19 protein-coding genes are annotated in these 22,710 nt (G+C 38.4%); all 19 read right to left on the bottom strand.

The window, feature by feature from the left end; all coding sequences use genetic code 11:
* Position 1: 1 nt before the first annotated feature.
* On the bottom strand, positions 2-1,546 hold the full coding sequence (gene miaB, locus FA727_RS04040) for a tRNA (N6-isopentenyl adenosine(37)-C2)-methylthiotransferase MiaB (RefSeq protein WP_136829430.1): 1,545 nt from the start codon (positions 1,544-1,546) through the stop codon (positions 2-4).
* Positions 1,547-2,245: 699 nt separating this feature from the next.
* A complete protein-coding gene (locus FA727_RS04035) occupies positions 2,246-3,112 on the bottom strand; it encodes a 2-oxoacid:ferredoxin oxidoreductase subunit beta (RefSeq protein ID WP_136829429.1) in 867 nt (288 codons plus the stop codon).
* A 2-nt stretch (positions 3,113-3,114) separates the two neighbouring features.
* A complete protein-coding gene (locus tag FA727_RS04030; protein WP_136829428.1) occupies positions 3,115-4,848 on the bottom strand; it encodes a 2-oxoacid:acceptor oxidoreductase subunit alpha in 1,734 nt (577 codons plus the stop codon).
* Positions 4,849-5,245: 397 nt separating this feature from the next.
* The gene (gene spoVS, locus FA727_RS04025) at positions 5,246-5,506 is read right to left on the bottom strand and encodes a stage V sporulation protein SpoVS (protein ID WP_003211281.1); all 261 of its coding nucleotides are present in this window, start codon (positions 5,504-5,506) and stop codon (positions 5,246-5,248) included.
* Between the two features lie 186 nt (positions 5,507-5,692).
* The gene (ymdB, locus tag FA727_RS04020; protein ID WP_136829427.1) at positions 5,693-6,490 is read right to left on the bottom strand and encodes a 2',3'-cyclic-nucleotide 2'-phosphodiesterase; all 798 of its coding nucleotides are present in this window, start codon (positions 6,488-6,490) and stop codon (positions 5,693-5,695) included.
* 149 nt (positions 6,491-6,639) lie between these two features.
* Positions 6,640-8,202 (bottom strand): ribonuclease Y, encoded by a 1,563-nt coding sequence (rny, locus tag FA727_RS04015; RefSeq protein ID WP_136829426.1) that lies wholly within the window; start codon positions 8,200-8,202, stop codon positions 6,640-6,642.
* A gap of 256 nt (positions 8,203-8,458) precedes the next feature.
* Positions 8,459-9,499 carry a recombinase RecA gene (recA, locus tag FA727_RS04010; protein WP_136829425.1) on the bottom strand — a complete coding sequence of 347 codons (1,041 nt, stop codon included), beginning with the start codon at positions 9,497-9,499 and terminating at the stop codon, positions 8,459-8,461.
* 246 nt (positions 9,500-9,745) lie between these two features.
* On the bottom strand, positions 9,746-10,999 hold the full coding sequence (locus FA727_RS04005; protein ID WP_136829424.1) for a competence/damage-inducible protein A: 1,254 nt from the start codon (positions 10,997-10,999) through the stop codon (positions 9,746-9,748).
* A 46-nt stretch (positions 11,000-11,045) separates the two neighbouring features.
* Entirely contained in the window at positions 11,046-11,624 is a 579-nt protein-coding gene (gene pgsA / locus FA727_RS04000; protein ID WP_136829423.1) for a CDP-diacylglycerol--glycerol-3-phosphate 3-phosphatidyltransferase, read from the bottom strand.
* Positions 11,625-11,687: 63 nt separating this feature from the next.
* Entirely contained in the window at positions 11,688-12,605 is a 918-nt protein-coding gene (locus FA727_RS03995; protein WP_136829422.1) for a helix-turn-helix domain-containing protein, read from the bottom strand.
* Positions 12,606-12,741: 136 nt separating this feature from the next.
* Complete coding sequence (locus FA727_RS03990; protein ID WP_136829421.1) at positions 12,742-13,533, bottom strand: DUF3388 domain-containing protein; 792 nt, start codon at positions 13,531-13,533, stop codon at positions 12,742-12,744.
* A 258-nt stretch (positions 13,534-13,791) separates the two neighbouring features.
* Positions 13,792-14,052 (bottom strand): DUF3243 domain-containing protein, encoded by a 261-nt coding sequence (locus tag FA727_RS03985; RefSeq protein WP_136829420.1) that lies wholly within the window; start codon positions 14,050-14,052, stop codon positions 13,792-13,794.
* A 69-nt stretch (positions 14,053-14,121) separates the two neighbouring features.
* Positions 14,122-14,844 carry an elongation factor P 5-aminopentanone reductase gene (ymfI, locus tag FA727_RS03980; RefSeq protein ID WP_136829419.1) on the bottom strand — a complete coding sequence of 241 codons (723 nt, stop codon included), beginning with the start codon at positions 14,842-14,844 and terminating at the stop codon, positions 14,122-14,124.
* 80 nt (positions 14,845-14,924) lie between these two features.
* Entirely contained in the window at positions 14,925-16,223 is a 1,299-nt protein-coding gene (gene yfmH / locus FA727_RS03975; protein ID WP_136829418.1) for an EF-P 5-aminopentanol modification-associated protein YfmH, read from the bottom strand.
* Positions 16,223-17,503: an EF-P 5-aminopentanol modification-associated protein YfmF gene (gene yfmF / locus FA727_RS03970; RefSeq protein ID WP_136829417.1), complete on the bottom strand. Its 1,281-nt coding sequence runs from the start codon at positions 17,501-17,503 to the stop codon at positions 16,223-16,225. The genes yfmH and yfmF overlap by 1 nt, the downstream gene beginning before the upstream one ends.
* A 193-nt stretch (positions 17,504-17,696) precedes the next feature.
* On the bottom strand, positions 17,697-18,656 hold the full coding sequence (locus FA727_RS03965) for an ABC transporter permease (protein ID WP_136829416.1): 960 nt from the start codon (positions 18,654-18,656) through the stop codon (positions 17,697-17,699).
* Between the two features lies 1 nt (position 18,657).
* Complete coding sequence (locus FA727_RS03960) at positions 18,658-19,716, bottom strand: ABC transporter permease (protein WP_136829415.1); 1,059 nt, start codon at positions 19,714-19,716, stop codon at positions 18,658-18,660.
* Positions 19,716-21,242: an ABC transporter ATP-binding protein gene (locus FA727_RS03955; protein WP_136829414.1), complete on the bottom strand. Its 1,527-nt coding sequence runs from the start codon at positions 21,240-21,242 to the stop codon at positions 19,716-19,718. The genes FA727_RS03960 and FA727_RS03955 overlap by 1 nt, the downstream gene beginning before the upstream one ends.
* A gap of 317 nt (positions 21,243-21,559) precedes the next feature.
* Positions 21,560-22,660 (bottom strand): BMP family lipoprotein, encoded by a 1,101-nt coding sequence (locus tag FA727_RS03950; protein ID WP_136829413.1) that lies wholly within the window; start codon positions 22,658-22,660, stop codon positions 21,560-21,562.
* Positions 22,661-22,710: the final 50 nt, after the last annotated feature.

The raw sequence follows: 22,710 nt of genomic DNA, 5'->3' as shown, positions 1-22,710 counted from the left end.
ATTACTTCACCTCTACCCGTTCTACTTGCTCAAGCATTTCTCCGTTTAATGACCATGTTTTTGCGTCCGTTATTTTCACCTTAACTACTTTACCAATAGCTGTTTTTGGACCAACAAAGTTAACAAGCTTGTTTCTACGAGTATATCCAGCTAAAACATCTGGGTTATTCTTACTTTCACCCTCAACTAGAACCTCAACAACTTGATCCTTGTACTTTTTCATCGCTTCAGCTGAAAGTTCGTTCACAAGACTGTTTAGACGTTGAAGGCGTTCCTTTTTAACTGCCATCGGAACATTGTCTTGCATTTTAGCAGCCGGTGTACCCTCTCTAGGAGAATAAATGAATGTATAAGCATGCTCGTATCCAACTTCACGATATAGAGATAAAGTTTCTTCAAACTGTTCATCTGTTTCGTTTGGATAACCAACGATTATATCAGTAGACAATGCTACATTTGGAATCGCAGCTTTAATTTTACGAACAAGCTCAAGGTATTGTTCTCTCGTATATTTACGAGCCATGATTTTTAACACATCTGTTGATCCAGATTGTACTGGAAGGTGAATGTGCTCAACAAGGTTTCCACCTTTTGCAAGCACTTCGATTAAATGGTCATCGAAGTCGCGAGGATGGCTTGTTGTAAAACGAATGCGCGGAATATCAATCTTGCGGATTTCATCCATTAAGTCACCAAGACCATATTTCATATCCTCAAAATCTTTCCCATACGCATTTACGTTTTGACCAAGCAGCGTAATCTCTTGATATCCTTGGGCCGCAAGCTGACGAACCTCTTGAATAATTTCCTCTGGACGGCGGCTACGTTCTTTTCCGCGCGTATAAGGAACGATACAATATGTACAGAATTTATCACATCCGTACATAATGTTTACCCATGCCTTAATATTGCCACGACGAACCTTTGGAAGATTCTCGATGACATCGCCTTCTTTTGACCAAACTTCAACAACCATCTCTTTAGACATATAAGCTTCGTGAAGAATGTTTGGTAGACGGTGGATATTATGCGTACCAAATATCATATCTACTTGTGTATACGTTTTTAGAATCTTATTGACAACAGATTCTTCCTGCGACATACAGCCACATACACCGATGAGCAAATCAGGATTTTCTGTTTTTAGATGCTTTAAGTGCCCTAGTTCACCAAACACTTTATTTTCAGCATTTTCACGAATTGCGCAAGTGTTTAATAGGATGACGTTCGCATCATCTACTGTATCAGTAGGTTCATATCCTAAAGCTAGAAAAATTCCAGCCATAACTTCCGTGTCATGCTCATTCATTTGGCATCCATAAGTACGGATATAGAATTTACGACCTTGGCCAAGTCCTCTAAATTCTTCAGAAATAGCGAAGTCGTTATGGTATTTAACCTCTTCTTTACCTCTCTTTTTCGCTTCCTTTAATGAAGGTGCTACATAAACGGTTTCAAAATACTTGCTGTAATCCTTTTCGGATTTTTTGTCCGAAGAATTAGCCGCTTTCACTTGTTGACCTTCTAAACGTTGATTTTCGTTCATGAAGAATCTCCTTTCTTACTAGGATTTACTCCAAATTTCATTTGCGAATTTACTAATACACACATTATAAAAGTATAAACCCTACACGGACCGAATACAATAGCAACCTACTGTTCATGAGGTTTTCACTATCTGTATGTAAAAAACAAAAAATCTTCGAACTGTATATAGTCTCTAACTCAAAATGTTGATCTCCTCTACGGAAGACACTATTTGTAAGTTCATATAGACTAATGTCTCTATGAATCTTTCATGCGGACTCTATTTGCATAATCACTTCGATTAGTGTCTTCATGAACCTTTCATGCGGACTCTATTTACCAACTCGCTTCGATCAGTGTCTTCATGAACCTTTCATGCGGACTCTATTTGCCAACTCGCTTCGATTAGTGTCTTCATGAACCTTTCATGCGGACTCTATTTGCATAATCACTTCGATTAGTGTCTTTATGAGCCTTTCATGCGGACTCTATTTGCATAATCACTTCGATTAGTGTCTTCATGAACCTTTCATGTGGACTCTATTTACCAACTCGCTTCGATTAGTGTCTTCATTTGCCCTTCATGGGGACTCTATTTACCAAATCACTTCTATTAGTGTTTCCATGAACCATTCTTTCACAGTCCAAGCTTATTAAAATGACAAAACAACCCCAAAGGATCTTGAGGTTGTTTTAATAGGCTTATAAGAATGGGATCTTACATAAATTCCGCAACGAGCTTTTCAAAATGCGCTTCATCTAATTGTAAATCTGAAGTTGCAAGTGGTGTTTCAGAATAACCATTTAGAAGCTCTTGGTAAGAAGGACGCTCTGTATTTTGATAGATAAGCCCTGTTACTAAACCATTGTGCTTCATTAATGTTTGCATCGCTTGTTCACGGTTAGAAGAATCATAGTCTTCAATATCTGCTAGCTTCGTAAGATTTTCCTTGAACCAATCGTACGTATTCACCTTGTTGTAAGTTACACAAGGACTAAATACATTGATTAAGGAGAACCCTTTATGCTTAATACCTGCTTCAATCAACGCCGTTAAGTCTTTTAAATCTGTAGAAAAACTTTGTGCAACAAATGTTGCTCCAGCTGTTAAGGCCATTTCCATAGGTGAAATTGGCTGCTCTACAGAACCTCCCGGAGTTGATTTTGTTTTAAAACCAGTTGCTGATCTTGGTGATGTCTGACCTTTTGTTAAACCATAAATTTGGTTATCCATAACGATATAAGTGATATCCACATTACGACGAATCGCATGAATCGTATGACCCATCCCAATCGCGAATCCATCCCCATCACCACCAGAAGCGATAACAGTTAAATCACGATTAGCCATTTTTACCCCTTGTGCAATTGGAAGGGAGCGTCCGTGAATCCCATGGAAACCATATGAATTAATGTAACCAGAAATACGTCCAGAACAACCGATTCCAGAAACCACGGCTAATTGTTCTGGCTCTAAACCGACATTTGCTGCCGCTCTCTGAATTGCCGCTTGTACAGAGAAGTCTCCGCAACCTGGACACCAGTTCGGCTTTACATTATTTCTAAAGTCTTTAAAAGTTGCCATTTTTAGAACAGCTCCTTGCATTTTGTATAAATTTCATGTGGCAAGAATGGATTTCCGTCGTATTTCAATTGCTTTGTTACTTTTTCAGCATGTCCGACGTTCATCTTTAGAATATTCGCCAATTGTCCAGTAGCATTATTTTCTACTACCAGTACTTTTTTAGCTGACTTCACTAATGGAAGTAATTCATCTGTTGGGAACGGATGGATTAAACGAATATGAGCATGGTTGATTTTTAAACCATCCTTCTCAAGGCGAGTAATTGCCTCTTCTATTGCCCCACGAGTTGAGTTAAATCCTACAATCAGAATATCCGCTTCTTCATGAGGAGCATTTTTATAAACTGGTGTATTAAATTTAATATTCTCTATCTTACGGAAACGTTTATCCATTTGTGCATTACGGTTCACAGCTGATTCAGATGGCTTACCAGTTTCATCATGCTCTACCCCAGTAACATGGTGGATACCATTTTTCATACCAGGAATTACACGAGGAGAAACTCCATCTTCTGTCACTTCATAACGTTTGAAATAACCTTTATTTTCAATCTCTGGAAGTTCTTCTTGTTGAAGCTTTCCACGACGAATTTCCACTTTACTATAATCAAGAGGTTCAACAGTTTGTTTCCCTAATGATAATTGTAAGTCTGATAGAACAATGACAGGACATTGATATTCTTCAGCTAGATTAAAAGCTTCAGCAGTATCATAGAATGCTTCTTGTACAGTACTTGGTGCCATAACGATTTTTGGAATTTCACCGTGTGTACCATAAATCATCGCCATTAAGTCTGATTGTTCTTGTTTCGTTGGCAATCCTGTAGATGGACCACCACGTTGAGTATCTACGATTACAAGCGGTTGTTCTGTAATCCCAGAAAGACCGATTGCTTCCATTTTTAATGATAGACCAGGACCTGCAGATGCCGTTAAAGCACGAACCCCTGCATAGTTTGCTCCGATCGCCATTGTAGCTGCTGCAATCTCGTCTTCTGTCTGAATAACAGCACCACCAAGTGCTGGTAGCTTTTGAATTAAATACTCCATAATCTCTGAAGCAGGAGTGATTGGATAAGCAGCCATAAAGCGGCATCCCCCAGCAAGCGCACCAAGAGCGATCGCATCGTTCCCAATCATAAATAGACGTTTTTTACCGTCTGCTTTTTCTAACTGCATAACTGTGTCATCAGAAATTTGACTCTTCATATAATCAAAGCCAGCTTTTACTGCTTCCATGTTCTTGTCAACGACTTGTTGACCCTTTTTACCGAAAATCTCTTGTACTACTTCTCTGAAGCTATTAATATCTAAATCTAATACAGCACATGTAGCACCAACTGCGACCATGTTTTTCATTAGAGATGTTCCAAGTTCTGTTGCAAGATCTGTAAATGGCACCGCATATAATGCAGCATTCGTATCTTCTGGTTGCTTCGGGTCAAATTTCGCGTCTGCGATAATAACCCCTTTGTCATGAAGTTCTTTGTAGTTCAGATCTACTGTTTCTTGGTCAAACGCAACCAAAATGTCTAAATCATCGGAGATAGACCGCACCTGTGTTGTGCTTACGCGGATTTTGTTGTTCGTATGTCCGCCTTTGATTCGTGATGAAAAGTGACGGTAACCATACAAGTAGTAGCCCATACGATTCAGAGCAATTGAAAAAATTTCCCCAGTACTTTCAATACCTTCCCCTTGTTGTCCGCCAACTTTCCAAGAAAGTTGATTGATCATGTCTTACACCCCTTCGGATACATTAAGAAATATGTAAAAATGATTATTTAATCTATGCGAGTTCATTTCATAATGCATTATTAAAGTTAAAAAAACGAATATGATATTGATAAAAAATTCTATCTATTTTATAAAATTCGTATTAATAACCATAATCCAACATTTAGAAATTTCCTCATGAGTAGTACAATTCCTGATCTCAAACCTTTGAAAAAGAAGGGTACTAAACGCTTTCAATTCTAGACCTATGTAGTAAAAAATGCAAGTCTTTCCGAGCAAATATTGACGAAATTATGAATATTTTTTCATTTCAAATACATTAATAATAGTTAATTATTTTTTGTTTTTAGAAAGAAAAAACCTGCTTGCATAGCAAACAGGGTCATCACTTTTGCTGTTATCTAGGTTCGACAATAAGCTTAATTGCTGTTCGTTCCTCTCCATCAATCAGGATGTCTGTAAAGGCCGGGATGCAGATTAAATCTACGCCGCTAGGTGCCACGAATCCTCTTGCGATTGCTACTGCCTTCACGGCTTGATTCAATGCACCCGCCCCGATCGCCTGGATTTCTGCAGCACCTCTTTCGCGCAGAACTCCGGCAAGCGCACCAGCTACAGAATTAGGATTAGATTTTGCTGAAACTTTTAATATTTCCATTCCTAGCTCCTCCTCATTAACCCCTCCTGATGCCCTCGTATTGGACAGTCAGGTATATATGATTCCATTGCTACTATATTCCAAGCAGAAAAAACATATTCCAGCTTGGACGAAATAATGGAAAAAATGGGGCAAATAATTTCACAAGGAAAAGCGATTTTCACCTAGTTCTTTTACAAAATTCAACTAGGAAAAGAATGGGTGATCTTCATTTATTAAAATTCGTTCGATTTTTTTCGCTAAACCTGTTTTATCATCTAATTGAATTAAGACCGCACTTAATTGAGTACGTCCAGCTGTAGGAACTTCAAAACGAACTGGAAGATTGGTTAAGAAACGCTTTAATACAATCTCACGGTCCATTCCTAATATCCCATCATACGGTCCTGTCATGCCAACATCTGATATATAAGCTGTTCCTTGTGGCAAGACGCGGTTATCAGCAGTTTGAACATGAGTGTGAGTCCCAACCACAGCAGAAACTCTACCATCCAAATACCATCCCATAGCCTGCTTTTCACTTGTTGCTTCTCCATGAAAATCAACAAAAATGAACGGCGTTCTCTCCTTTGCTTCTGCAATGAGTTCATCAGCCTTCAAAAACGGATCGTCACTTGGAGGCAAAAACGTACGGCCTTGTAAATTGATGACTGCAACTTCAATCTGGTTCATTTTTATGTAAACAATCCCCTTACCAGGATTATTTTCAGGAAAATTAGCTGGCCTTACAAGATACTTGGCCTTATCAATAAACTCAAATATTTCACGGTTGTCCCAAGTATGATTTCCCATAGTTACTGCTTGTGCACCAACCTCTAAGAAGCTACGATAAATTTTTTCTGTGATTCCTTTTCCGCCAGCAGCATTTTCACCATTAATGATTGTAATATGTGGACGGTATTTTTCTTTTAGCTTCGGAACATATTCTGTGATCATATCACGGCCCGGAGACCCTACTACATCACCAACAAACAAAATATCCATATGTTAATCCCTTTCTACTTCTCATTCTAGTAGTCCATTATAGCACAGAATGCTTATATTTTATAAAACGTGAGATGGCTTTAAAGAAAATAGTTAACTATCCCAAAATCCGCCTATCAAAAAAATAAAACGATGCAATATGCACCGTTTTATTTTGCGTATTCAACTGCTCTTGTTTCACGTATTACTGTTACCTTAATATGACCTGGGTAGTCGAGTTCCGCTTCGATTTTCTTACGGATATCTCTTGCAAGTCGATGAGACTCTAAATCGTCAATTTGGTCTGGTTTTACGATAATTCGTACTTCACGACCAGCTTGAATAGCAAATGATTTCTCAACGCCTTCATAAGACTCAGAAATCTCTTCAAGCTTCTCTAAGCGACGAATGTAATTCTCTAGCGTCTCTCTTCTTGCACCTGGTCTAGCAGCACTCAAGGCATCAGCCGCTGCTACTAAGACAGCAATGACAGACGTTGGTTCGCTATCGCCATGATGTGAAGCAATGCTATTGATGACAACTGGGTGCTCTTTATACTTCGTTGCAAGCTCAACACCAATTTCAACATGACTTCCTTCTACTTCATGGTCAATTGCTTTACCGATATCATGAAGCAATCCTGCACGGCGTGCCAATGTCTCATCCTCACCAAGTTCTGCAGCAAGTAAGCCAGAAAGTTGAGCAACCTCAATGGAATGCTTAAGAACATTTTGACCATAGCTTGTACGGAACTTTAAGCGGCCCAAAATTTTAATTAAGTCTGGATGGAGACCATGAACCCCAACTTCAAAGGTCGTTTGTTCACCAATTTCACGAATGTGTTCATCCACTTCACGACGAGCTTTATCCACCATTTCTTCAATACGTGCTGGGTGAATACGACCATCTTGAACTAGCTTCTCTAAAGCTAACCTAGCCGTTTCTCTTCTAATTGGATCAAATCCCGAAAGAATAACAGCTTCTGGTGTATCGTCGATAATAAGGTCGATACCTGTAAGAGTTTCAAGCGTACGAATATTACGGCCCTCACGACCAATGATGCGACCTTTCATTTCATCATTTGGCAAGCTTACAACAGATACAGTGGTTTCTGCCACGTGGTCTGCTGCACATCGCTGAATCGCTAGTGACAAGATTTCTTTTGCCTTCTTGTCCGCTTCTTCTTTTGCTTTATTTTCACTCTCTTTAATCATTAGAGCGACTTCATGTGATAATTCCTTATCCATTCGCTCTAAAATGATGGATCTTGCCTCATCACGAGTTAAGCCTGAGATGCGTTCTAGCTCAGTTTGTTGCCTTTTTAAGATCTCGTCCACTTTGCTTTCCATCTCTTCAATATGCTGTTGTTTTTTGTTAAGAGAATCGTCCCTCTTTTCTAATTGCGATTCACGTTTATCCAACGATTCATCTTTTCGATCCAGGTTTTCCTCTTTTTGCATCAAACGATTTTCTTGTTTTTGCAACTCATTTCTTCGATCACGAACTTCACGTTCAGCTTCTGTTCGAAGCTTGTGAATTTCATCCTTTGCTTCTAGCAGAGCTTCTTTTTTAATAGAGTCTGCATCACGCTTCGCATCCTCTAAAATTTGCTCCGCCGCATCTTTAGCGCCTACAAGCTTTGCTTTAGCAACGGATTTACGAACAAAATAGCCAACAACTGCACCGACGAACAGGCCAAGCAAAATGGAGATGATTACAGGTACTAAATCCATCATTTCACCTCCTCTTGCTATGAACTTTTGTTTTTTACGTTTCTAAACTGTCGGCATGTACATTGTTCTTCATCAACATACAGCACAAAGGCTTTTTCACGTTTTAATCATCATTAAAAATTGTAAAATATACATATTAATTGTAAAGGTGTGAAATTTTATTGTCAAGTATCTGAATTGACGGGTTTTTCCAACTAAAAGGATACTATAAAGCTTTAAAAAACAGCAAAGCGATTTCGCTTTGCTGCCACTTAGCTTATTCCATTAATTCCAATTCTTCTTGACCATCATCTTCAGGTAATACTTGAACCCCATCAAGACCATAATGATCACGGATTTTTTGTTGAATCTCAAGGCGTAGCTCTGGATTTTCCTTCAAGAATAACTTAGCATTCTCGCGTCCTTGTCCAATACGCTCACCGTTATAAGAATACCAAGCTCCACTCTTTTGAACAATTTCTAAATCAGAACCGATATCTATAATCTCTCCTTCTTTAGAAATACCTTCACCGTACATGATATCTACTTCGGCAGTACGGAATGGAGGAGCTACTTTATTCTTCACAATTTTGATCTTAGTCTTATTACCAACCATTTCATTACCTTGCTTCAATGTCTCCGAACGACGGACTTCTACACGTACAGAGCTATAAAACTTTAATGCTCTTCCACCAGGTGTAGTCTCAGGGTTTCCGAACATAACACCAATCTTTTCACGAACTTGGTTAATAAAAATGGCAATTGTCTTTGATTTATTAATAGCACCTGAAAGCTTACGAAGAGCTTGAGACATTAAACGGGCCTGTAACCCCATGTGTGAGTCTCCCATTTCTCCTTCGATCTCGGCTTTCGGAACAAGTGCAGCTACTGAGTCAATTACTAGAATATCTACAGCACCACTACGTACTAAAGCTTCTGCGATTTCAAGCGCTTGTTCCCCAGTATCTGGCTGTGATAAAAGCAATTCATCAATATTAACACCTAATTTTGAAGCATAAACAGGATCCAAAGCATGCTCGGCATCAATAAATGCAGCCTGTCCTCCAGTTGCTTGTACCTCCGCAATCGCGTGTAAAGCTACTGTTGTTTTACCTGAACTTTCAGGTCCATAGATTTCAATAATACGTCCCTTTGGATATCCCCCAATGCCAAGTGCAGCGTCCAATGCTAAAGAACCACTTGGTGAAACTGCTATTTGACGATCAGTTTGCTCCCCAAGTTTCATGATTGAACCTTTACCAAATTGCTTTTCTATTTGTTTTAACGCCATTTCTAAGGCTGCTTTACGATCACTCACAATAAATTCCTCCTTATTAAATAACACATATATCATTATTTAGCTTTCTTCTCAAAAACCTATCTCTACTATACCTGTTTTAAATTCGTTTGTCGAGAGAAAAATCGAACATCCATTCGATTTTTTTCAACCGAATTTTACTGATAAATCTTTCATCCCATTAAGCAAAACGTTCAATTCGAACAGAATTCCTACGCAGAAAGAACTTTTCAAGTCATTATCAGAAAAGAAAAATCACAGAATACATTAAATCGCATTCTGTGAATCCTTTAAACTATTTAGTAATAGAGCACACCCGTGCTTCACTGTTCGTACTCTGATTCCCGCTCTTGTTCCTGCAAGTTGAAGCTGAACAGCTTGAGTCTCTCGACCAGCAATAGATAAACCGACGAATACCATACCCACTGGTTTTCCTTCCTGTTCGGTTGGTCCAGCAACGCCTGTAAAACTAATCCCAATATCAGCCTGCAGTAGATCTCTGACATTTTCTGCGAGTTCGATAGCTGTGGCGCTACTGACAGCACCCTTAGTTTCTAAAGTTTCCTGCTTCACATGTAGCACTCTGTTTTTTATTTCAGTAGCATAGCAGACAACGCCACCTTTAAACACGTCTCCTGCTCCAGAAATCGAAGTGATTTCCTGCTGAAACAATCCACCGGTTAGGCTCTCAGCACAAGCCAGAGTTAAATCTCGTTTTTGTAGATCATTAAAAAGTTCCTGCATGAGAGAGGTAGAATCATAGCCATAAAAATATTGTCCGACACGGTCAAGAATTTTCTTTTCCGTTGCCTTTATCAATTGATTGGCAAGCTCTTCCGTTTTTTCCTTTGCTGTCAATCGAAGTGTAACCTCGCCATCAGCAGCAAGTGGGGCAATCGTCGGATTTTGCTGTTCATCGATTAGGTCTTCAATTTCAGTTTCTAATAGTGATTCACCGATACCGAAGAAACGAAGGACACGAGAAACAATTTTATCTTGTGGTTGAAGAAAATTTAGGATCGCCGTCTCTCCATACACTGTATACATCGGCTGCATTTCTTTGGGTGGTCCAGGCAGCAACATATAGGACCGTTCTTTTTCTTGTAAAATCATTCCTGGAGCCATGCCATGATCGTTTGGAAGCACCCGTGAGCCTTCAAGTACTAGGGCTTGTTTGCGATTATTTTCTGTCATCACTCTTTTTGTTGTGATGAAAAACTGTTCAATTGACTTTAAAGCATCTTCATCATGAATAAGGCCTCTGCCTAAATGAGAAGCGATCGTTTCTTTCGTTAAGTCATCTTTTGTAGGACCTAGCCCACCGGTAAAAATAATGAAGTCCGCACGACCTTCTGCAACCTCTAATGCCTTCTTTAGTCGACTCGAATTGTCCCCAACAACCGTATGATAAAATACGTTCACTCCAATATTAGCGAGCTGTTTTGATAGAAATTGAGCATTCGTATTGGCAATTTGTCCAAGTAAAAGCTCTGAACCAACTGCAATAATTTCCGCATTCATCAAAAGACCCCTCATCTGAGAAAATTTAAGGAACTACCTTACTATATTATTTTGAGTTGATAAAGACATGCTTATTTTTATTGAAGTAATCCCAACCGGACCAAATCGTGAAAATCATTGCAACCCAAAGGGCAATATCTGCAAACGGGAGTGAAATCATCTCAAAGATTGTATTGTGTAAAAGTAAAGCAGAGATCGCAACAATTTGTGCCCATGTTTTAATCTTCCCTAGCATATTAGCGGCAACAATTTCCCCTTCTCCAGCTAGGATTGCACGAAGTCCAGTCACAGCAAACTCACGACTAATGATTAGAATAACAATCCAAGAAGCCGCCATTCCTAATTGAACAAGAACAATTAACGCAGCCGACACTAGCAACTTATCCGCTAGTGGGTCCAAAAACTTCCCTAGATTCGTAACCATATTGTATTTGCGGGCATAATAGCCATCTACCCAGTCCGTTGTGGAAGCAAAAATAAAAATGAGTGCTCCAACAAAATGAGTGACAGGTAAATTAACTCCTAAAAATCTCATCTCTCCCCATGAAAAAGGAACAATCATCACAATCAGAAAGAGAGGTATGAGTAGGATTCTTGATATCGTTATTTTATTTGGTAAATTCATTATTGACCCTCCATTGTCTATTGCTGTAAATAAAAAGCAGAAAAATAGTCACCGAATCGATGACTATTGTGCTACTTTGGTGAAACGAATTGTAATATCTTGAGTAACATGGTCAGTAGGTGCGGCTGCATACTCCAATTTTACGTCATTTACATAGATTTCCGTATTGACGGCATTCCCAATTTTAAGCACCGCTTCCGTTTCATTCGTATAATCTACTAAATGGCTTTCTTCAGCGCTTCCTTTTTTCAGCATTCCTTGGAACAAGGACTTGCCATTACTGTTCTTCATATTAACCCAAGTTTCACCTGTTGAAACAAGCTTAACTTCAAATTTCTCTGCATTCTTGAGTTCATATACAGTATTTTTTCCTTTAGATTCTACTACAGCAATATCCTGAGCTGGAATTTCCGGTTCTTCTTCAGTCGTACCTTCAGTACCAGTCTCGCCTTCTGTAGTTTCCTCATCAACTGTTTCATCATCAGCAGGCTTTTCTTCCACTACATCTTCTTTAACTAAATTTTCTTTTTGTTCATATGAGGTTTCTTCATTATTTTTGTCTACTGGAGAATTGGACTGTTCATCCGCATTTTTTGAATAAAAATACCAAATTACTGCTAATGCACCAATCACAAAAGCAACAACTAATACCTTTGGGAGAATATCAAAAAACTTCGAACTACTTCCCGAAATATTCTTACGTGTTTGGACACGAGATATCTTTTCCGGAAGGTCATCATTAAAAGTATTCGGTATCTCAGACTTATACTCTTCAAATAATGCATCTGGATCTAACCCAACAGCTTCTGCATAATGCTTAATGAATGCGCGGACATAAAAAGGCCCTGGCATCATATTATAGTTGCCGTCTTCAATCCCCTGCAGATATCTTTTTTGGATTTTCGTTGCCGTCTGTAATTCGTCTAAGCTCATCCCTTTCTCAAGGCGAGCTTCTTTTAATCGATTTCCTATTTCAGTCAATTTGAAACACCTTCCAACTGCGTAACTTTTCTAAACGCTATTTTCGTATATGTAATAAGCAATAATAATTGCCTGCTAAATATCTGATTCGTTATATTTTGATTTAAATGCAACAAAGCTTGAGCAAAGTGATTAATTAAAAATCAAATCCGCCAAAATCAGAATCTGAAAACATACCGTTTTTCTCAACAATTTCATATGTAATTTCCTGTTCAGGATTGTCTCGAAGCTCAATAATATAGTCGAAGTCCTCTAACGTATATTCTGTATTTTGCACAAAAATATCCGGATGCTCGACCACCTTTACTGCTGGTAAGCGCATAATTTCCCTTACTAGCTGCCAATGGCGCTCATTCGCTCTTCTGGTAGAGACAATACCATCAATTATGAACAGATTATCCTCGTTGTACTCATCTTCTATTAATTTATTGCGAATCGTTTGTTTTAATAAAGTTGAGGACACAAAAAGCCATCTTTTATTGGCACAAACACTAGCTGCAACCACAGATTCGGTTTTTCCTACGCGAGGCATTCCTCTTATTCCGATTAGCTTATGGCCTTCCTTTTTATACAATTCTGCCATAAAATCTACTAATAAGCCAAGTTCATCGCGCACAAATCTGAAAGTCTTTTTGTCGTCTGCATCTCTTTGTATGTATCGGCCGTGACGAACTGCTAATCGATCCCTTAACTTCGGCTCGCGAAGTTTGATCACTTTTATTGTATCCATTGTATTTAAAATAGACTCAAGTCGTACGATTTGATCATAGTTTTTCGCTAAAATTAATAAACCTCTCCGACCTTCATCTACTCCATTAATCGTCACAATATTAATAGATAACATCCCTAATAAAGAAGAAATGTCACCAAGGAGTCCTGGACGGTTCTTTTGTATTTCATATTCTAAGTACCATTCTTTCTTTTCCATGGAAAACCTCCTTAGAAGTGAAATAGGAGAATGTTAAAGGGACAAGGACTTATCCAATAAATCCAGTATAAAGTATTCTCCAATTTTTTCTCTTTTTCGACAAAATCGCCAAAAAAAAGCAAATTCATCTAGCTTCTATAATAAAGGATTTTCTATGAATAGGGAAGGAAAAATCAAAAGATAAGTCTACAATCCCAAATACATTGAAAACAACGTGTAAAAAAGAGAGGCACGGCCTCTCTTTCAAATTCTGCTATCCTATTTTTGCGCTCCGTTGTTTTGTACTAATTTCACCATTACATTCGCGATTGCATGCTGCTCTTCTGGACTAGCAACAGACCATAGATCAGCTAAAGTTCTTTCCTGCTCGTTTTTCGGATCGACTTGCTTTGCCAAGTAATCCCCTACTTGATAAGCAACATCATTAATGACCTGTTGATTTATTCCTTGGCTCTCAGCTTGATTTAAGCGATCTCCTAAAAAGTCTTTCCACTGGTTCCAGTTATCAAGTACAGACATGAAATAACCTCCTTAATTGTATTACAAGGTTATTTTGCATATCGGAATCTGAAATTATTCATCAAGTTTTTATATATACCATCCACCATTAACCGGAATGGTTTGCCCTGTAATATATGCAGCTTTTTCCGAAAGCAAAAAGGAAACAACGTCTGCTACACTTTCTGGTGCTCCCAATTTCCCCATTGGAATTTCCTCTTGCATATTTTTTACGTCTTCCTCCGTAAAGGATGTCATCATCGGTGTTTGGATTGCTCCAGGGGCTACAGCATTAACTCTAATCCCATTTAAGGCAACCTCTTTGCTCAAAGCCTTCACAAATGAGAGTTGGGCCCCTTTAACCGTAGAGTAGGCGACTTCACACGCGGCTCCGGTCTGTCCCCAAATCGAGGAAATGACAAGGACATTTCCACTCTTTTTCGATAATAACTTGGGAAGTAGCTCCTTCGTCATTAACAAAGGACTTGTTACATGCGTCGTGATTAACTTCTCTGCTTCTTCCTGAGGTAAATCTACGAGTAGTCCGTAGTGTCCCATGCCACTATTATGAATAATCGAATCGATGGAAAATATATTTTTTACTATTTGCTTATACCCATCTGAAATTGATAAATCGGCTTGAATCGGAATGAACTCTCCTTCGTATCGAGAGAGCTCCTCCAATAATTGGCTCATCGCTTCTTTATTTTGATGATAGTGTAAATAGAGCGAGTAGCCTTCCTCTGCTAGCTTTAATGAAATGGCTCTCCCAATTCCCCCACTTGCCCCAGTTATTAATGCATATTTTTTCATACTCTCCAGCTCCCATTAGAAAAAGCGTCACTTAGGACGCTTTAAAAGCATTTACCTACAATTCAATCTGACACTTCAAATTATGAAGCTTCTTTTTTCTTCGGTACAACCTGACAAACGGAAAAACGTTCTTCTGAAATAAATTCCTGTGCCACCTTCTTGACATCATCAATAGTGATTTTCTCAAGCATTGGAACGACATCAAAAAGGTCCATCTCATTAAACGCATAGCGAGTAAATTGGTTTGCGATGAATTCAGGTGAATTGACAGCACGGAGAAATCCACCGATTTTCTTCTTTTTGGTTCGCTCTAAGCTTTCCTCTGTTAGACCCTGTTCTTTTCCTTCAAAGAGCATTCCCTTTAAAGTTTCCACAAGTTTTTCAGGGTCGCTTGTATCTCCACCGATCATCGCAAAGCCAAATCCTTTTTCCTGCGTATAATCATAGGAAAAAGTATCGTCAATTAACCCTTCATTGTACAATTTATCATAATTACTTGTACTTTTACCAAATAACATATCCAGGAGAATATTTGTTGCTAATTCATTTTTTAGCATCTCTTCCCCACTTTGTTCTACATGTAGGGCCTTAATACCAAGCAAGCATTTAGACGTTTGCACATTCATTTCAAGCACTTTTTTTGCTTCGTTTGTTTCTGGAATTTCAGCGTCAAACTGGCGCTTAACCTCAGGCTGGTCCTCGAAAGGCTTTTTCGCTTGATTATCCTTTATTTGCTTCATGATCTGTTCAACATCTACTGGCCCAACAACGAATAGAAGCATATTACTCGGATGATAAAAAGTATGGTAACACTCATAAAGCATATCCTTTGTAATATGAGAAATCGATTCAATCGTGCCAGCAATATCAATCTTAACCGGATGATTTTTATAAAGGTTCTCAATTAAACCGAAGTACAGACGCCAATCAGGATTGTCATCATACATTGTAATTTCTTGACCGATAATGCCTTTTTCTTTTTCTACTGTTTTTTCCGTAAAATACGGTTCCTGAACAAAATCCATTAACGTCTCAAGATTTAATTCCACATCTGATGTACTTGAAAATAAGTAGGCTGTTCTTGTAAAGGAAGTAAAGGCGTTTGCTGATGCCCCTTGTCTGCTAAATTGTTGAAACACATCGCCATCTTCTTTTTCAAACAGCTTATGCTCTAAGAAATGGGCAATACCATCTGGAACTTTCACAAAGTCATCCTTGCCCAGAGGAACGAAATGGTTATCAACGGAACCATATTTTGTTGTAAAAGTAGCATACGTTTTGTTAAATCCTTTTTTCGGTAAAATGTAAACGTCTAGTCCATTCGATAACTTTTCATAATAAAGCTCTTCCTGCAATTGTTCGAAAGTAATTTTCTCCATTACTCCGCCACCTCCTGTCCTGTTAAAAAGTAAATGGTATCTAATTGAATTTTCTCCGCAACTTTTACAATCTCTTCTTTCGTTGCTTTATCCATTTGCTCGATCCAATAATCCAACGTAATATCTTGATGTGAAACGACATTGTGGTATAGAACCTCGACAATACCTCTAGCAGTATCAATCGTTTCTAGCAATTGATTTTTTATCACTGCTTTCGTTTGAGTGAGCTCCTGCTCGGTGAAGTCTCCGTTTTTCATCGCCGTCATTTGCTCTTCGATAATCGAAACCGCCTGATCATAGTTCTTGTGATCAATCCCGGACATAACCATCATTAATCCTTTATGACTTTCAAGGCGACTTGCTGCATAATAAGCAAGACTTGCTTTTTCACGAACATTGATAAATAGCTTCGAATGAGAAAATCCACCATAGATTCCGTTTAGCACTTGAAGAGCATAGTAATCCTCATCGCCGTAGACTACATTTGTTCTAAAACCAATATTCAACTTACCTTGTTTGACATCCTGCACTTCATTGATTTTCTTAACTTCTCGTTGATTGGTGTCTTGCTCCAATTCAACGGATATTGGTTGACGAGGCGAGAATTGTAATCTTTCATTAGCTATCGATGTAATCTCATCTTCTGTTACATCTCCAACAATATACAAATCGAGTTCGTCCTCTGAAAAAGCCTTCTCATAGTAAGAAAATAAGCTTTCAGGAGTGATGGCATCAACAGCATCCATTTCACCATGGACATGAAGCGCGTATCTTTCTCCTTTACACATTTCCTCCACTAGTCGAGAGTTTGAGTACTTCATTTTATCGTCATAAACAGACTGTATTCTTTGTTTTAAGGTACGCTTTTCTTTTTCGATTGTTTCTTTGTCAAATGCATTACCCGTAACATTTGGGTTAGTTAAAACTCCTGAGAGAAAATCGAATGCTTTTTTTAATAAAGGGGTATGGTCGGACAGGAACTTTTCATTGGCAATCTCAAGAGCAAAACTAATGACATGATATTCACCCTTTTTTGATAAATCCACATAAAAGCTCGCTCCATATAATTCATCTAAGTACGTTCTTAGTTCTGTAGAGGTTGGATAGGCTTTGGAATTACTTTGCAAAACATAGGGAAGCAGGGCCCGTAATGTGACATCCTCATTATTCAAAGGGGCCTTCATTTTCCAAACTAAAGTGTTCGTTTTGAATTTCTCGGTTTTAACGATATGAAGCTTATAGCCATTCATATCCTTAACAGTTTCCGATATCACTGCCATTTAGTCATCCTCCTTAGTATCTTATTATATGTATATCTATCTCTGGTCTTTAATATCATACCCATTAACAGTTCTTTCATAGAACATCACAAATGGATATTTCTACTATACCCTTCATGTATTTTCCATTTCAAGTTCCGCCATCTAAAAATAAAAACCCGACAATTAAATTGCCGGGTTCTTGATGTACTCTTTACCTAGTACCTTTAATATACGGAACACCTGAAGCCTTCGGAGCTTCTGCACGTCCAACAAAGCCAGTAAGAGCTAAGATTGTTAAAATGTAAGGAGCCATAATTAAGAATACAGACGGGATATCCTGAAGGAATGGAATTTGCGCACCTGTAATTCCTAATGATTGTGCAAAACCAAAGAATAGTGCCGCTGCCATTGCTCCAACTGGATGCCATTTTCCAAAGATCATAGCTGCAATTGCTAAGAATCCTTGTCCTGCAATTGTATGTCCTGTAAAGTTTCCTGAAATTGAAAGTGCGTATACTGCACCACCAACTCCAGCGAAGACACCTGATAAAATAACTGCAATATATCGTGTGCGGTTTACATTGATACCCATTGTATCAGCTGCAGCTGGATGTTCACCAACTGATCTTAGACGCAACCCAAATGGGGTTTTATAAATGATATACCAAACTACGAATGCCATTGCAATTGCGATATAAGAAGTATAAGGAATTCCCGAAAAGAAAATATCGCCAATAACCGGGATATCTGAAAGAATCGGGAAATCTACCTTGTCAATACGGAAATCAACAAAATCTGTTTGTCCTTTATTGAAAATCTTTTTGATTAAAAATAAAGTTAAACCAACCGCTAACATATTGATCGCTACTCCCGTAACTGTTTGGTCAGCTCTTAGCGAAATAACAGCCACACCATAGATAAGAGAGAATATTCCTGAAGCGATAGCTGCAATCAAAATAGCTAGCCATGGTGTAATTTCACCCATATTTCCTTCAAGTAATAACGTTGTCAAAACACCAGAAAATGCTCCAAAAACCATTAAACCTTCTACTCCAAGTCCAATAACACCAGACTTCTCACTAAAGACCGCTCCTAAAGCTGTAAAAATAAGGGGGGCAGCTGTATAGAGTGCAGCTGGAATAATAATCGATAAAATGTCAAGAAAACTCATCTTATTTCCCCTCCTTGCTGAATCGTGTAAGAATGTAACGAATTAAATAACTAGCTGCTACAAAGAAAATAATTAATGCGATGATTACGTCAACTAATTCTTGTGGAACATTTGCATTAAAGTTCATTTGTGGAGCTGCAGTTGTTAGCCCACCAAATAGCAAGGCAGCTAAAATGATTCCAAACGGATTGTTAGCACCAAGCAATGCAACAGCAATACCATCAAATCCTGTTCCTGTAAACGCAGACATTACTGTCATATTTTGAAACGTTCCTAAAGCTTCCATAGAACCTGCAATTCCTGCAAACGCACCAGAAATTGTCATAGAAAGCGCGATATTCTTCTGAACATTCATCCCAGCGTACATAGATGCATGTTGATTATAACCAACTGCTTTTAACTCATAACCTGTAGTAGTCTTTTCTAAAATAAACCACATAAATACAGCCACAATAACTGCAACGACAATCCCCCAATGCAGTCGAGAACCGTTTGTCATGTCTGCAAGGAATGTAGAAGCTAAAGAAGCCGACTCTTTAATTGGGAATGATTTTTCATTTCCCGCATACAGATAGCGTTTAATGATATCTGCTGTTGAATAAAGAGCGATATAGTTCATCATAATGGTTACAATAACCTCGTGAACTTTAAATCTCGCTTTCAGTAGGCCAGGGATCATACCCCAAATTCCTCCAGCAATTGCCGCCGCTAAAATTGACACAGGTACATGTATGATTGCAGGTAAATCAAGAGCATATCCAACATAAACAGCCGCTAACCAACCGACTAATAATTGACCTTCGACCCCAATGTTAAAAAGACCTGTTTTAAAAGCAAATCCTACCGCTAACCCAGCTAAAATAAGAGGTGAAGCAGCACGAATCATTTCACCGATTGATTTAGGATTCCCAAACATTCCATTGAAAAGTGCACCATATCCAGTCACTGGGTCATACCCAGAAACCAACATAATGATAGCTCCAACTAGTATCCCAAGGATAATAGAGAAGAGTGGAACAACAATATTAAATAATCTTTGATTTTTCAACAGCTTTTGCATTATGAAACACCTACACTTTCTTTCTTACCACCAGCCATGAGTAACCCTAATTCTTGTTCTGTTGTTTCCTTAGGGTCAACAATTGCGACAATTTTGCCTTCATAAATAACAGCAATTCTGTCACTCAGGTTCATAACTTCATCAAGCTCAAATGATACAAGTAGTACCGCTCTTCCTTTATCTCGTTCTTCTATTAGCTTAGAATGGATAAATTCAATCGCCCCTACATCCAAACCACGAGTCGGCTGGGAAGCAATTAAGAGACTAGGACTACGGTCCACTTCTCTAGCAATAATTCCTTTTTGCTGATTACCACCTGATAGAGCTCTCGCCGGAGTAAACTCAGAAGGTGTTCTGACATCATACTCTTCTATAAGGCTCTTTGCCTTCTCATAAATCTTATTGTAATTTAAGACTCCGGAATTTGAATATGGCTTTTGATAGTAGGTCTGTAACACCATATTTTCTCCAATTGTATAATCAAGAACTAAGCCATGCTTATGGCGGTCTTCAGGGATATGCCCCACACCAGTTTCCGTAATTTTACGTGTTGATAGATGAGCCGTCTCTTTGCCATTAATCTTAACACTTCCAGACTTAATCTTTCTAAGTCCAGTAATTCCTTCGATCAATTCGGTTTGACCGTTTCCATCAACACCAGCGATACCTAGAATTTCTCCAGCTTTCACTTCTAAATTAAGTTCCTCTACTACAGGAATATTTCTCGAATCAATCACTACTAAATCTTTCACTTCCAACACTACGTCTGTAGGCTGCGCTTCTTGTTTATCGACTTTAAAGTGAACCTCGCGGCCAACCATTAATGCAGCAAGTTGATCAGGATCTGTTTCTGAAACCTCAACAGTCCCAATTCCTTTACCTTTACGAATAACTGTACAGCGATCACATACTTCCATAATCTCTTTAAGCTTATGGGTAATTAAGATAATCGATTTTCCTTCTGCCACTAGCTTACCCATGATTTGAATAAGCTCCTTAATCTCCTGAGGAGTAAGAACGGCTGTTGGCTCATCAAAGATTAAAATCTCTGCACCACGGTATAGCGTTTTTAAAATTTCAACACGTTGTTGCATCCCAACAGAAATATCTTCAATTTTTGCATAAGGATCAACAGATAAACCGTATCTCTTTGAAAGCTCTTCCACTTTTTTAGCGGCATCTTTTATATTAATTTTTCCGCCTTTTGTAGGTTCGCTACCTAAGATAATGTTTTCAGTTACGGTGAAATTATGGACCAACATAAAATGCTGATGCACCATCCCAATTCCTAATCGGTTTGCCACATTTGGATCCGTAATTTTAACCGGTTGTCCTTTTACTTTGATTTCCCCTTTTTCTGGTTGGTATAACCCAAAAAGAACATTCATCAAAGTTGATTTTCCTGCACCATTTTCCCCAAGCAACGCATGAATTTCCCCTTTTTTAACTTGCAAAGTTATGTTATCGTTTGCAACGATTCCCGGAAATTCCTTGCGAATGTTGTTCATTTCGATTACGTATTCCACTTAAAAATCACTCCCCATTTTCGCAATGGAAAAATATTATTCTTTAGACCCTATAAACCACCATGAATGAGTCAAATTTTCCTTTTGCTTCAAGTTTAAAACGAATTTTACCTTTACAGTAAATCAAGTAAAAAATCGTTTTTTACATTTGATATATGACTTGTACATTCGTTTAAGTTGTTTATTGGTTCAGTTATCCTTCAGCCTACCAAAGTTGTCAAAGTAGCCTTTCTGAAGAATAAATGAGCCAATAAATATCCATTAATCCAAAAGATAAGGCTAGCGCATGTTTCACAACTAGCCTTATCTTTCACTTATTATAGAGAAGCTTCGAAAGCCTCAAATTCTTCATCTGTTTTAGGAACTTCGATTTCGCCACTTAGAATCTTTTGCTTGTAATCTTCTACTAAGTCAAGAGCTTCTTGGCTAACGTTTTCAGTAGTTGGTGCAATACCTACACCCTCTTCTTTAAGACCGAAAACAGTTTCTTTACCACCAGGGAAGTTTCCATCTTTTGCCATTTTTGAAATTTCATAAACAGCATTGTCTACACGCTTAACCATTGAAGTTAAAGTAACGTTTTCCGGCATACCTTCTTCATGTTGGTCACGGTCAACACCAATTACCCAAACCTCTTCGCCATTAGCTTTACGGTTTTTCGCTTCAGTGAATACACCATTACCTGTTCCACCTGCAGCATGATAGATTATATCAGCGCCACCAGTGTACATTGTTGAAGCAATGCTAGTTCCGTTTTCTGGTTTGTTAAAGTCACCAGCATATTGTGATACGATTTCGATAGTAGGGTCAACTGATTTAACACCAGCTTTGAATCCATTTTCAAACTTCTTGATTAGTGGAGAATCTACTCCGCCAACAAAGCCAACTTTTTTAGTTTTTGTAGTCTTTGCAGCAATTACTCCAACTAAGAAAGAACCAGTGTGCTCATCAAATGTTACGTTAGAAACGTTGTCTAACCAAACTGTTTCTCCGTCTGCATTTGCTAATAAGCTATCAATTAATGCGAAGTTTGTACCAGTATTTTGTTCAGCAGCTGTTTGCACAGCATCTTCAAGTAAGAAACCTGCTGCAAAAGTAACATCAAAGCCACCATCAGCAAATTGACCTAGGTTCGGAATATAATCTGCTTCTTTTTCAGATTGTAGGTAACGATACCCTTCCCCTTCAGTAAGACCAAATTCTTCACCAAACTTCTTTAAACCTTCCCAAGCAGATTGGTTAAATGATTTATCATCTACGCCACCAGTGTCTGTAACAAGTCCTACTTTAATGTTTGCTTCTTCTTTAGAAGCTCCATCTCCGCCGCCTTGCTCTTCTTCTTTGTTTCCACAAGCACCTAAAATTGTTCCTGCTGCAAGTACGAGTGATAAAGCTAATCCAAATTTACGCTTTTTCAAGGTTTGTACCCCCTATAAATTTGATTTAGTAGAAAAAATCGGACTATTCA

The sequence above is a fragment of the Robertmurraya kyonggiensis genome (assembly GCF_005116465.1).
In the GTDB taxonomy this organism is placed as follows: Bacteria; Bacillota; Bacilli; order Bacillales; family Cytobacillaceae; genus Robertmurraya; species Robertmurraya kyonggiensis.
The sequence above is the reverse complement of the archived record's forward strand: the minus strand, read 5'-3'. Positions and strand labels throughout refer to the sequence as shown.